Origin of the sequence: Subtercola sp. RTI3, assembly GCF_035018625.1 — a bacterium.
Taxonomy (GTDB): Bacteria; Actinomycetota; Actinomycetes; order Actinomycetales; family Microbacteriaceae; genus Subtercola; species Subtercola vilae.
The window spans coordinates 1-12818 of sequence record NZ_JASJXO010000017.1 but is presented as its reverse complement, the minus strand read 5'-3'; the positions used below and the strand labels follow the sequence as shown (position 1 = coordinate 12818).

Here is a 12818-nt window from a genome sequence, read left to right as displayed (position 1 = left end):
TGTCAGCGAGAGCCACCAATCACAGATGGGCCAGATGAGCGCAGAAATCATTGTGATCGTCGGCGCCACCGGTACCGGCAAATCAGATCTCTCCCTCAGCACTGCCGAACGGTTGGCCCGTGCGGGAAGACCGGCGGAGATCGTCAACGCCGATGCCATGCAGCTGTACCGCGGAATGAACATCGGCACGGCCAAGCTCGCGCCGCCCGAGCGCCGCGGAATCACGCACCACATGCTCGACGTCTACGACGTCACCGCCGACGTCTCGGTGGCCGCATACCAGGCCGATGCGCGACAGGCGATCGACGCCATCATCGCCAGGGGAGCGGTGCCGATTCTCGTCGGCGGCTCGGGGCTGTACGTGTCGTCGGTGATCTACGATTTTCAGTTTCCGGTGCGCGACGCCGAGGTACGCAGTCGTCTCGAGGCCGAGTTGGCCGAGAGGGGTGTGGGGCTGCTGTTCCAGAGGCTGGTGGAGCGTGACGCAGAGGCTGCAGCATCCATCGGCCCACACAACGGCAGGCGCATCGTACGCGCGCTCGAGGTCATCGAGCTGACGGGTATTCCGGTGAGCGGCCAGCTTCCCGATAGACCTGTGCCGTGGCGGTCGGCGACGGTGCTGGCACTGCAGCACCCACGTGACTTGCTCGTACAACGGCTCGACCAGCGAGTGGTGGGCATGTGGGCGGCGGGCCTTCTCGACGAGGTGCGCGCACTCATTCCGCTGGGGCTCGAGCGCGGGGTGACGGCGAGCCGGGCCATCGGCTACGCGCAGGCGCTGGGGGAGCTGCACGAGACCCTCACCGAGGCTCAGGCCATCGCCGAGGCGCAGGCGTTGACCAGGCGCTATGCCCGCCGTCAGGTGAGCTGGTTTCGTCGCTATCGCGAGGCGGTGTGGCTGGATGCCGCGGCCGACGACCTGGGAGAGCAGGCCTACGCGCTCCTCTAGGCTTGAGCCATGGCAATCGAGCTGCACTTCACCAAGGGCCAGGGCACCGGCAACGACTTTGTTCTGTTCTCCGACCCCGACGGCGAGGTGTCGCTCACGCCGACCCAGATCGCCTCGCTCTGCGACCGGCATTTCGGTATCGGTGCCGACGGCCTCATTCGCGCGGTGCGGTCGGTCAACATCGATGCCGGCGCCGCGTCACTCGCCGAAGACGAGGCCGCCGAGTGGTTCATGGACTATCGCAATGCCGACGGTAGCGTGGCAGAGATGTGCGGCAACGGCATCCGGGTGTTCTCGAAGTTTCTGCTCGAGAACGGCATGGCCACACTCGAGGCGGGCGACACCCTCGTGGTGGGTACGCGCTCGGGGGTTGTCGACGTGCAGCGCAACCTCACCGGTTTTCAGGCCGACCTCGGTCGGTGGAGGCTTGATGGCGGCGAGCCGCTCGTTCGCGCCAGGGGCCTGCAGGTTGCCAGGCCCGGCCTCGGTATCAACGTGGGTAACCCGCATGTGGTGGTGGCACTGCTCGACGAAGCTGAGCTCGAGTCGCTAGATCTGACGTTCATTCCGCAAATCGACCCCGAGCCGGCCGACGGCGCGAACGTGGAGTTCGTCGTGCCGCTCGAGCCGATGGTTCGCAACGGGGTCGGCCATATCCGCATGCGGGTGCACGAGCGCGGTAGCGGCGAGACCCTGTCGTGTGGAACGGGCGCGGTCGCTGCAGCCCTCGCCATTCGATACTGGGCCGGCGCGGGCGCACCCAACCAGTGGCGCGTCGAGGTTGCGGGCGGCGCCGTCGGCGTGCGCATGTACGCCACAGAAGACGGCGAACACGTCGCGCTGTCGGGCCCGGCTGAGCTGGTGTTCGAGGGCGACGTCACCCTCGCCTGAGCGCAGACTCTACTCGCGAAGCCGGGCCCGCAGCACACGGTAACCCTTGTGGGTTGCGGTGCGGGTGACCGAGAACGCGGGTGGCAGAGCACCTTCGAGCCAGTGGTGCAGCGAGTCAGAACCGAGGTTGCGCTGAACGACGAGCCACGCGTCTGAGCCGGGGTCGAGGCGCGGCAGCCACGTCAGCATGAGGTTGTGCAGTTCGTCTTTTCCCACCCGGATGGGCGGGTTCGACCAGATGGTCATGAAGGCGATGTCGGCGGGAACATCCGCGGGCGTCACAGCGTTGATGTTCTCGAGGCCCAGCGTGGCTGCATTGGCCCTCACCAGGTCGAGCGCACGTTCGTTGACGTCAACAGCCCACACGGTGGCGTGGGGTGACAACAGTGCCAGAGCCAGCGAGATCGGGCCCCAGCCGCACCCCACGTCGAGCAGATTGCCGCCCGGGGGCGGTGCGGGCGTGTTCGCGAGCAGAACCTGGGTTCCGACATCGACACGATCAGGGCTGAAGACCCCTCCTGCTGTGGTGGCTGCGAACGAGTGACCGGCGATGGTCACGGGAATTTCCTTCAACCGCAGAGGGGTCGTGGGCTGGCTCGAGAAGTAGTGCCCATTGTCAGTAGCCATAGAGGGAACTTAGCAAACGAGAGGGCTAGTCTTGCATTCAATGACTGAAAACGATTCAACTTCGACAGGAACGGACACGCAAAGCGACGGGTCACAAGACTCCGTCGACCGCGTTCTGGCCAGGGCAGATGCCCGGGCATCCGGTTACGCACTGTTCGCCCCCGGTAGCGCACAGGCGCTTCAGCGCGATAGCACGAGCGCCGGCCAGCAGAACCACGACGGCGACCAGTTCGACCGTGCCGACCGACAGGCACTGCGCCGGGTGGCGGGGCTCTCAACCGAGCTCGAAGACGTCACCGAGGTCGAGTACCGGCAGCTGCGGCTCGAGAATGTGGTGCTCATCGGCGTGTACACGCAGGGCACGCTGACCGATGCCGAGAACTCGCTGCACGAACTTGCAGCGCTCGCAGAGACCGCGGGTGCCGCGGTGCTCGATGGTCTGCTGCAGCGTCGCCCGACCCCCGACCCCAGCACCTATTTCGGCAAGGGCAAGGCCGAAGAGCTCGCCAGCGTAGTGAAGGCGCTCGGGGCCGACACGGTGATCGCCGACAGCGAGCTGGCACCGAGCCAGCGGCGCGCGCTCGAAGACATCGTGAAGGTGAAGGTCATCGACCGAACGGCGGTCATTCTCGACATCTTCAGCCAGCACGCCAAGAGCCGGGAGGGCAAGGCCCAGGTCGAGCTCGCGCAGCTCGAGTACCTGCTGCCGAGGCTCCGCGGCTGGGGTGACTCGATGTCGCGCCAGGCCGGTGGCCAGGTGGGCGGCGCGGGAGCCGGCATGGGGTCACGTGGGCCGGGTGAGACGAAGATCGAGCTCGATCGGCGCCGCATCCACACACGCATGTCGCGGCTGCGCAAGCAGATCGCGGCCATGAAGCCGGCACGCGAGGCAAAGCGGGCCAACCGCAAGCGCAACACCGTGCCGTCGGTGGCCATCGCGGGGTACACGAACGCCGGCAAGTCATCACTGCTGAACCGCATCACCGGTGCGGGCCTGCTGGTTGAGAACTCGCTGTTCGCCACGCTGGATGCGACGGTGCGCCGCACACAGACGAAAGACGGCCGCGAGTTCACCTTCGTCGACACCGTGGGCTTCGTTCGCAGCCTGCCGACGCAGCTCGTCGAGGCATTTCGGTCGACACTCGAAGAGGTCGCCGATGCCGACGTCATCGTGCATGTCGTCGACGGTTCACACCCCGACCCGGCCAGCCAGCTGAGCACAGTTCGCCTCGTGGTGGGTGACGCCGGCGCGCGTGACGTGCCCGAGCTCGTCGTCTTCAACAAGAGCGACCTGGTCTCAGAGAGTGAGCGCATCGTGCTCCGCGGGCTCGAACCGCACTCGCTGTTCGTGTCGGCGCGCACCGGTGAGGGTATCGCCGAGTTGCTCTCGACGCTCGACGGCATGCTGCCGACGCCCTCGATTGAGGTCGACGTTCTGGTGCCATACGACCGTGGCGATCTCGTGTCGCAGATGCACCAGCACAGCACAGTTCTGAGCACCGAGTACGAAGAGGGCGGCACCCATGTGCGAGCCCTGGTCACACCCGAATTCGAGGCCCAGCTTCTCGAGTTCAGCACGCACTGACCGCCTGCTGTCACAAAGAGTCACACACGAGCGGCGAGCCTGGCTCGCCTGTAGTGTCGCTGATGTTCGTCGCCCCGCACACATTTGGGGGCGCAAAGCGACAGCCGAGCCCGGCACCCGCCCGCGATACGCCCTTCATGCTGAGCCTCTCAGCCTGCCTGCCGTATTTGCCCGTGTGATCGAAGGCCCTGTTGTGATTCCGTTCTCGTTCGAGGTGTACCCGCCCCGCTCGGCTGCTGCCGCCGCGGAACTGCCGGCGACCATCGACGCGCTGGCAGCGGCCGGGCCCGAATTCATCTCGGTGACATTCGGAGCGGGCGGGTCGTCGCGCGATTCGTCGCTCGAGGCGCTGCGTTATGTTCGTGAGAACACCGCGGTGAAGCCCATGGCGCATCTCACCTGCGTAGGGTCGTCGCACGCCGAAGCTGGGCTTCTGATCCGCCGATTTCTCGATGCGGGCATCACCAGTTTTCTCGCTCTGCGCGGTGACCTCCCGCACGATGTCGACGGCGCCGCCGCCCCGCTGGGTGACCTCGGCAGTGCCGGTGAGCTGGTGCAGCTCATTCACCGGGTGCAGGCCGAACGCGTGCCGTACACCGAAGTGCAGCTCCCCGGGCTTCCGCACGCGGCGCAGGTCGACCGGCACCGAGCCAAGGTCACCGTCGCCGTCGCCGCGTTTCCGAACGGCCACCCGCGGTCGAGGTTCGATGGGCAAGATGTGGATGCCCTGCTGGCCAAACAGGCAGCGGGTGCCACGCTCGCCATTACGCAGCTCTTCTTCGAGGCAGAGCACTACCTCGCGTTCGTCGACCGGGCGCGTGCCGCTGGCGTGACGATTCCGATTCTGCCCGGGGTCATGCCGGTCACGAGTGCTTCGCGGCTGCGACGGATCGCCGAGCTGGCCGAGCTGACTCCGCCGCCTCGGCTGCTCGCTGCCCTCGAGGCAGCAGACACCGACGAGCAGCGGTTTGCGGTCGGGGTCGAGAACGCGGTTGCGCTGGTGTCGGCTGTGACGGCGGGCGGGGCCCCGGGCATCCACTTGTACACATTCAATCGACACGAAGCAGTTCTCACAGTTCTGGCAGAACTCGGCCTGGTGCCGGCGTCGGCCCCGAAGTATGGAACACGAAACAAGGAGTCAGCATGACCACACCGCCCCGTCGCCCGGCCTTCCCCTCCGGCACCATTCTCGGCTACCCACGCATCGGGCCCAACCGTGAGCTGAAGAAGGCCGTCGAGGCATTCTGGGGCGGGCGCAGCAGCGTCGAAGAACTCGAGCAGGTCGCGCGGGGCCTCCGCCGGCAGACGCGCGAACGGCTCGTAGGCCTCGGCCTCGGGCGTACCGACTCGTCGATACCCGAGAGCTTCTCGTACTACGACCACGTGCTCGACGCTGCCGTTGCCTTCGGCGCGGTGCCCGCGCGTTTTGCCGGCCTGGTGAACGCCCAAGGCAGGGTCGACCTCGGCGGCTATTTCACGATCGCGCGCGGTGAGGGCGACAGCCTGCCGCTCGAGATGACGAAGTGGTTCGACTCGAACTACCACTACCTCGTGCCCGAGATCGGGCCGGAGACGGTGTTCTCGTTGGCGAGCGATGCGCTCGTGCAGCAGTTCTCAGAGGGCCTGCAGCAGGGGTTCCTGACGCGCCCCGTGATCGTCGGGCCGGTGACCTTCCTGGCGCTCAGCAAGCCGAGCGACGAGGCGCCAGAGGGGTTCGTGCCGCTCAGCAGACTCGACGACCTCCTGCCGGTCTACGCCGAGCTGCTGCGGCGCCTGGCCGAGGCCGGCGCCGAGTGGGTGCAGCTCGACGAGCCCGCCCTCGTCAGCGAGAGCCTCGACGTGTCGAGCGCTGACACGAGTGCCGCTGCGGCCCGGGCCTACGAGTATCTGGGTGCTCCGGATGCCCGGCCGGCCATCTTCGTCGCCGCGCCGTACAACAGCCTCGACGACGCTCTGACGGTGCTCGCGGCCACGCCCATCGAAGCGATCGGTCTCGACCTCGTTCGCGGAACTGTGCCCGCCGCCGGTGCCGCGGGTCTTGATCCCCTGGCGTCGAAGACACTGGTGGGTGGGGTCATCGACGGCCATAATGTGTGGCGCGGCGACCTCGCTGAGGCGTGGCAGAAGCTCGAAGCGTTGCGTGCGCTCTCGCCGTCGGTCTCGGTTTCGACCTCCACGTCACTGCTGCACCTGCCGCACACGGTCGAGCCCGAGCAGTTGCTCGGGGATCAGTTGAAGTCGTGGCTGGCGTTCGCTGACCAGAAGGTCGAGCAGGTCGCCACGCTGGCAGAGGGGCTCGAGAAGGGGGTGGCGGGCATCCGGTCGGTGCTCGAGGCCTCGACCGCTGCTCTGGCGGCTCGCCTTGCCGCGCCCGGCGTGAGTGACGGTGCCGTTCGTGCTCGCGAGGCTGCGCTGACAGCGGCCGACTTCGCGCGTGAAGATTACGCGGTGCGCGCCAAAGCCCAAGAACAAGCACTGAACCTGCCGTTTCTCCCGACGACAACCATCGGGTCGTTTCCGCAGACGGGCGACATCCGTCGTGCGCGGGCGCAGTTGGTGGCGGGTGTGCTCTCTGACGACGAGTACCAAGCGGTGATGCGAGCCGAGATCACCCGCGTGGTCGAACTGCAAGAGGAGATCGGTCTCGACGTCATCGTGCACGGTGAGCCCGAGCGCAATGACATGGTGCAGTACTTCGCCGAGAACCTCGACGGTTTTGCTGTCACCCAGAACGGTTGGGTGCAGTCGTATGGCACCCGCTGTACGCGCCCGTCGCTGCTGTGGGGCGATGTCTCACGCCCGAAGCCCATCACGGTCGACTGGTCGGTCTTCACGCAGACGCTCACCGAGAAGCCCGTGAAGGGAATGCTCACCGGGCCCGTCACGATTCTTGCCTGGTCATTCGTTCGCGACGACCAGCCACTCGGCGAGACTGCTCGTCAGGTGGCCCTGGCGCTGCGCGACGAGATCACCGACCTGCAGTCTGCGGGCATCACGGTGGTGCAGGTCGACGAGCCAGCCCTCCGCGAGCTGCTGCCGCTGAAGAAGGCCGACCAGGCCGCGTACCTCGACTGGTCGGTGGGATCGTTCCGGCTCGCCACGAGTGGGGTCGAGGCGAGCACCCAGATTCACACGCACCTCTGCTACTCCGAGTTCGGTGTTGTCATCGATGCGATAGACCAGCTCGATGCAGACGTGACGAGCATCGAGGCGGCGCGCAGCCGCATGGAGGTCGTCACCGACATCAAGAGCAGCGGGTTCGCGCGGGGCATCGGGCCGGGCGTCTATGACATCCACTCGCCTCGCGTTCCGAGCGTGGGCGAGGTCACCGAGCTGATCGAGACGGCCCTGGCGTCGATTCCCGATCGGCAGGTCTGGGTGAACCCCGACTGCGGTCTCAAGACGCGCGGGTACGACGAGACTGTCGCGTCGCTGACGAACATGCTCGAGGCGACGCGTGCGGTGCGCGCGAAGGTGCTCACGCACTAGGTCGCGCGAGCCGACTTCTGCAGACGAAAAGAGCGAAGGCCCCGCTGGGCGCCTTCGCTCTTTTTTTGTGCTGCGGTGTCAGACGGAGCGGAGCACCGCCACGACTTTGCCGAGCACCGTGGCATAGTCGCCGAGGATGGGCTCGAAGTTCGAGTTGCGCGGCAGTAGCCAGGTGTGACCGTCACGCTGGCGGAAGACCTTGACCGTGGCCTCGTCGTCGAGCATGGCAGCGACGATGTCACCGTTCTCGGCCGTCTTCTGGGTACGCACGACCACCCAGTCGCCGTCGCAGATGGCGGCGTCGATCATCGATTCGCCCACCACCTTGAGCATGAAGAGCTCACCCTTGCCCACGAGCTGCCGGGGCAGCGGGTAGACCTCTTCGACCTGCTGCTCGGCCGTGATGGGAACACCGGCCGCGATGCGGCCGACCATCGGCACCAGAGCGACATCGCCGTGGGGGGTGGGGGAGTCGGTGCTCACGCTGTCGCTCTTCGGAATGTCGATGAGCACTTCGAGCGCACGAGGGCGATTGGGATCGCGGCGCAGGTAACCGCTCAGCTCGAGCTGGTTCAGCTGGTGGGTCACGCTCGAGAGAGAGGCCAGCCCGACGGCATCGCCGATCTCTCGCATGCTCGGCGGATAGCCCTGTTGGTTCACCGCATCGGAGATCATCTCGAGGATGGCCAGCTGCTTCTCGCTCAGCGACTTTCGTCGCCGGGTGCCGCCGCGTTCACTGGTCATCTGCTTCTCACTTCTCGATGACGACCCAATGTCAGTGGCTCACGCTTTACTTTCATCAGTCGCCGATTCGGTTTCAATCTCGACAATCGAAACTGTATCGAAGACTGACTCTGCAACAAACACATGTTCGAGTGTGTCGCGATAAAAAGTCCATATTCGAACTTGTTTATTCGAACAATCGAATATATATTCGGAACATAGCTTCGTACCCGGCTCTCCCGGCCGAGAGTCGGGTACGAAATCTCCACAGGAGGCAACCATGACCGCACTGGCACCAAACGCACCCGTCACACCGACCATCCGCCTGCGCCTCACGCGTCGCGGGCGTCGCGTGGTCGGGTTCCTCGCCGCCGTCCCGCTCGTCGCGGGGCTTGCCGCTTTCGCTGTTTTCGGTGCCTCGTCAGCCATAGCCACTGCCGATGCCGGCTCGGCCGACTTCTCCTACATCACGGTGCAGTCGGGCCAGAGCCTCTGGTCCATCGCCCAGAGCATCGATCCGAAGGCCGACCCGCGTGATGTGATCGCCGACATCGTGAACCTCAACCAGCTGCACTCGTCGAGCGTTCAGCCCGGCCAGCGTCTCGCGCTCCCGGCCGAGTACAGCACCGCGAAGTAGGCGTTCCAGCCGCAGTGCCGTGCTCGCAGTGCTCCACTTCGGGCACCCCACCCCCAGTAACATGGGGCGAGTGAGTTCACTAGCCGACCTACCTATTCGTGATGACCTCCGTGGGCTGAAGCCGTACGGCGCCCCCGAGCTCAAAGTGGCCGTGGCGCTCAACGTCAACGAGAACACGCACCCCATCCCCGAGAACGTCGCTCGTTCGATCATCGAGGCTGTTGCGCACGAGCTGCTGACAGTGAATCGGTATCCCGACCGCGAGTTCCTGGCGCTGCGCGACAGCCTCGCGAACTACCTCGGTCACGGGCTCACCCGCGACAATGTGTGGGCCGCCAACGGTTCGAACGAGGTACTCCAGCAGATCCTGCAGGCCTTCGGCGGGCCTGGCCGCTCGGTACTCGGGTTTCCTCCCACGTATTCGATGCACTCGATCATCGCCGCCGGAACGGGTACCGAGTGGCTCGCCGGCGAACGGGATGCCGACTACGTGATCAGCCCCGCGACGGCTGTCGACTGGGTGAAGCGCACCGAGCCCGATCTCGTCTTCCTCTGTGCTCCCAACAACCCAACGGGCACAGCGCTTTCGCTCGAGACCATCGAGGCCGTCTACGACGCAACCGGCGGCATTGTCGTCGTTGACGAGGCCTACGCCGAGTTCGGGGTCGAGGGCGAAGAAACTGCGCTGTCGCTGCTTCCCGGGCGCGAGCGACTGATCGTCACCCGCACGATGAGCAAAGCCTTTGCCTTCGCCGGTGCTCGCCTGGGTTACCTTGCGGCCGACCCGGCCATCAGCGACGCACTCAGGCTTGTTCGCCTGCCGTATCACCTCTCGTCGTTGACGCAGGCGGCTGCGGTCGCCGCACTTGCGCACACCCCCGAGATGCTCGCAATGGTCGACGACATCAAGTCCCAGCGCGACCGTATCGAGGTGACTCTTCGCGAGCTCGGTTACACCCCATACCCGAGTGCGTCGAACTTCATCCTGTTCGGCAACGTGCCTGATTCGCACCGGTTGTTCGAGCAGCTGCTCGAACGCGACATCATCATTCGCGACCTCGGAATTGCGCACCACCTGCGCGTCAGCGCGGGCACGCGTGCGGAGACCACCACGTTCCTCGAGGCGATGCGTGAGCTGACGGCCCGATAGACTTTTCGTCATGTCGACCGAACCCCGCACCGCCCGTCTGCAGCGCGAAACCAGCGAATCGAGCATCGAGCTCTCGCTGAACCTCGACGGCACGGGCGAGTCGCACATCGACTCGAGCGTTCCGTTCTTCAACCACATGCTGACGGCGTTCGCGAAGCACTCGCTGACCGATCTCACCGTCAAGGCGAGCGGTGACACCGACATCGACGTGCACCACACGGTCGAAGACATCGGCATCGTGCTGGGCCAGGCCATTCGCCAGGCCCTGGGCGACAAGAGCGGTATCTCCCGGTTCGGCGATGCACTCGTGCCGCTTGACGAAGCCCTCGTTCAGGCAGTCGTAGACATCTCGGGTCGCCCCTTCCTCGTGCACACCGGTGAGCCTGCCGGGTTCGAATACCACCTCATCGGCGGCCACTTCACCGGCTCCATGATTCGTCACGTGTTCGAGGCCATCACCTTTCACGCCGGGCTCACAGTTCACATCACGGTGCTCGGCGGCAGAGATCCCCACCACATCGCCGAAGCCGAGTTCAAGGCCTTCGCGCGCGCGTTCCGGTTTGCGAAGCAGCGCGATTCACAGGTGGCGGGCATCCCGTCGACTAAAGGCGCACTGTGAGTTCGCCTCGGGTGGTTGTGCTCGACTACGGCAGCGGCAACGTGCACTCGGCCGTGAAAGCGCTCGAAAAAGTGGGCGCTACGGTCGAACTCACGGCTGATCGCCGTGCGGTCGCCGAGGCCGACGGGCTCTTCGTGCCCGGCGTCGGTGCGTTCGACGCGGTCATGCGTGCGCTCGAAACCGTACGTGGAGGCGACCTCATCGACAAGCGCCTCGCGGGCGGTCGGGCCGTACTCGGGGTCTGCGTTGGTATGCAGGTGCTCTTCGGCCGCGGCGTCGAGCGTGGCGTCGACACCGAAGGCCTCGGCGAGTGGCCCGGAACGGTCGACGAGCTGAGGGCCGACGTACTGCCCCACATGGGCTGGAACACGCTCACCCCTCCCAACGAGTCGAGGCTGTTCGCCGGCATCGCCGACGAGCGCTTCTACTTCGTACACTCCAACGCGGCGCAGACCTGGGAGCTCGAGGTGCAACACCCGTTGCCCGCCCCACTGGTCACCTGGGCCGACCACGGCGGCGAGTTCATAGCCGCCGTCGAGAATGGTCCTCTGGCCGCAACCCAGTTCCATCCCGAGAAGTCCGGCGATGCCGGCCTTCAGCTGCTGTCGAACTGGCTGCGCACGCTGTAAGGGCAGCGCACTCGCTCTCGACCGCACGACACCGCCCCGCTCTGCGGCTCACGACCCGAAGGATCACCGACCTCCCATGACCGACAGCCCCGCCCTCGTTCTGCTGCCCGCCGTCGATATCGCCGACGGCCAGGCCGTGCGCCTCACCCAGGGCCAGGCCGGTACCGAGACCAACCACGGTGACCCGGCCGACGCCGCCGCCGATTGGGTGGCTCAAGGCGCCGAGTGGATTCACCTCGTCGACCTCGACGCGGCCTTCGGTCGTGGCAACAATGTCGACGTCATTCGCCGGGTCATCGCTCAGGCCGAGGGCATCAAGATCGAACTCTCGGGCGGAATCCGCGACGACGCCTCGCTCGAACATGCCCTCGAGAGCGGCGCCACGCGCATCAACCTCGGCACCGCGGCACTCGAGAACCCCGAGTGGGCGGCGACGGCCATCGCGAAGTACGGCGAGGCCATCGCTGTCGGCCTCGACGTGCGCGGCACAACTCTTGCAGCACGCGGCTGGACCGAAGACGGCGGCGACCTCTGGGAGGTGCTCGCCCGCCTCGAAGATGCCGGCTGCGCCCGCTACGTTGTGACCGACGTCACCAAAGACGGCACGCTCAAGGGCCCCAACGTCGACCTGCTGAAGCAGGTCATGCAGCGCACCGACAAGCCGGTCATCGCGTCGGGCGGTATTTCCAGCCTCGATGACCTCATTGAACTGCGATCCCTTGTCGGCGACGGCCTCGAAGGCGCAATCGTCGGCCGCGCTTTGTACGCCGGCGCGTTCACGCTGGTCGAAGCGCTCGCTGTCGCCTCGAACTGAGTCGGGCCGGGGTCGTGGCACACGGGCATCCGGAGTCGTCGCAGGGCGACTCGACGCGCGACCCGTCGGCCTCACCGCCCACTGACGCGACGAACAGGTCGTCGACCGACCCCGCGGCGGCCTTCGCCGGTGACTCGGCCGGCCAGCCGTGGGCCGGGCGGCACTTCGACACCAATTCGTTCGCGGGCGATGACGGGCGGGCGCCCGAGCAGCTCATCGAGGCGCTGACCCTCTTTCGTGCGGGCGAAGCATCGCAGGCCGACGTGCTCGATGCGGTTCGGGATGCGCGGCTGCTTGTTCCACTGGTGGCTCACGCCGGCGAGACCGACACCGACTCGCACGGCCGCACGATCGACAAGACGCAAGAGCTCTCGATCGTCACGGTGCAGGCCCCCGACGGGCGCACCGCGCTGCCCGCCTTCACCTCGACCGCGGCCATGGCGGCGTGGAACCCGAAGGCCCGCCCCATCCCCACCGCCGCCCGCCGCGTCGCACTCGCGGCCGCCGGCGAGAGCACCGACCTGATGATTCTCGACCCCACGTCGGCCACAGAGTTCGCCGTTCGACGCCCCGCGCTCTGGGCGCTGGCGCAGGGCACCGAATGGCATGTTCCGTTTGACGATCCGGCGGTTGTCGCCGAGTTCGCCGCCTCGGTGGCGGGGGAGTCCGCGGTCGCCTCGCTGGCCCTGTCTCTTATACACATCT

13 protein-coding genes are annotated in these 12818 nt (G+C 66.3%); 11 read left to right on the top strand and 2 right to left on the bottom strand.

Annotated features, from left to right (window positions below; genetic code table 11):
* Positions 1 to 34 precede the first annotated feature (34 nt).
* On the top strand, positions 35 to 949 hold the full coding sequence (miaA, locus tag QN358_RS08545) for a tRNA (adenosine(37)-N6)-dimethylallyltransferase MiaA (RefSeq protein WP_323512102.1): 915 nt from the start codon (positions 35 to 37) through the stop codon (positions 947 to 949).
* A gap of 9 nt (positions 950 to 958) precedes the next feature.
* A complete protein-coding gene (gene dapF, locus QN358_RS08540; RefSeq protein ID WP_136642610.1) occupies positions 959 to 1840 on the top strand; it encodes a diaminopimelate epimerase in 882 nt (293 codons plus the stop codon).
* A 9-nt stretch (positions 1841 to 1849) separates the two neighbouring features.
* On the opposite strand, the gene QN358_RS08535 is transcribed toward dapF, so the two are convergent.
* A complete protein-coding gene (locus tag QN358_RS08535; RefSeq protein ID WP_323512101.1) occupies positions 1850 to 2467 on the bottom strand; it encodes a class I SAM-dependent methyltransferase in 618 nt (205 codons plus the stop codon).
* A 40-nt stretch (positions 2468 to 2507) separates the two neighbouring features.
* Between QN358_RS08535 and hflX the strand changes: the two genes are divergently transcribed.
* The 3 genes from hflX to metE all read left to right on the top strand — a co-directional run bounded on the left by hflX (position 2508) and on the right by metE (position 7541).
* On the top strand, positions 2508 to 4052 hold the full coding sequence (gene hflX, locus QN358_RS08530; protein ID WP_136642612.1) for a GTPase HflX: 1545 nt from the start codon (positions 2508 to 2510) through the stop codon (positions 4050 to 4052).
* Between the two features lie 193 nt (positions 4053 to 4245).
* Positions 4246 to 5199, top strand: coding sequence for a methylenetetrahydrofolate reductase (locus QN358_RS08525; RefSeq protein WP_323512100.1), 954 nt, complete (start codon positions 4246 to 4248; stop codon positions 5197 to 5199).
* Entirely contained in the window at positions 5196 to 7541 is a 2346-nt protein-coding gene (gene metE, locus QN358_RS08520; RefSeq protein WP_323512099.1) for a 5-methyltetrahydropteroyltriglutamate--homocysteine S-methyltransferase, read from the top strand. The genes QN358_RS08525 and metE overlap by 4 nt, the downstream gene beginning before the upstream one ends.
* Before the next feature lie 78 nt (positions 7542 to 7619).
* Here metE and lexA read toward each other — a convergent pair whose 3' ends face one another.
* Positions 7620 to 8285: a transcriptional repressor LexA gene (gene lexA / locus QN358_RS08515; RefSeq protein WP_136642615.1), complete on the bottom strand. Its 666-nt coding sequence runs from the start codon at positions 8283 to 8285 to the stop codon at positions 7620 to 7622.
* Positions 8286 to 8544: 259 nt separating this feature from the next.
* Between lexA and QN358_RS08510 the strand changes: the two genes are divergently transcribed.
* The 6 genes from QN358_RS08510 to QN358_RS08485 all read left to right on the top strand — a co-directional run.
* On the top strand, positions 8545 to 8901 hold the full coding sequence (locus tag QN358_RS08510; RefSeq protein ID WP_136642616.1) for a LysM peptidoglycan-binding domain-containing protein: 357 nt from the start codon (positions 8545 to 8547) through the stop codon (positions 8899 to 8901).
* 61 nt (positions 8902 to 8962) lie between these two features.
* Complete coding sequence (locus QN358_RS08505) at positions 8963 to 10051, top strand: histidinol-phosphate transaminase (RefSeq protein WP_136642641.1); 1089 nt, start codon at positions 8963 to 8965, stop codon at positions 10049 to 10051.
* Positions 10052 to 10061: 10 nt separating this feature from the next.
* On the top strand, positions 10062 to 10670 hold the full coding sequence (hisB, locus tag QN358_RS08500) for an imidazoleglycerol-phosphate dehydratase HisB (RefSeq protein WP_323512098.1): 609 nt from the start codon (positions 10062 to 10064) through the stop codon (positions 10668 to 10670).
* Complete coding sequence (gene hisH, locus QN358_RS08495; protein ID WP_323512097.1) at positions 10667 to 11299, top strand: imidazole glycerol phosphate synthase subunit HisH; 633 nt, start codon at positions 10667 to 10669, stop codon at positions 11297 to 11299. Before hisB ends, hisH begins: the two co-directional genes overlap by 4 nt.
* A gap of 76 nt (positions 11300 to 11375) precedes the next feature.
* Entirely contained in the window at positions 11376 to 12113 is a 738-nt protein-coding gene (gene priA, locus QN358_RS08490; RefSeq protein ID WP_136642619.1) for a bifunctional 1-(5-phosphoribosyl)-5-((5-phosphoribosylamino)methylideneamino)imidazole-4-carboxamide isomerase/phosphoribosylanthranilate isomerase PriA, read from the top strand.
* Positions 12114 to 12127: 14 nt separating this feature from the next.
* On the top strand, positions 12128 to 12818 hold a 691-nt coding region (locus QN358_RS08485), incomplete at its 3' end, for an SseB family protein (RefSeq protein WP_323512096.1).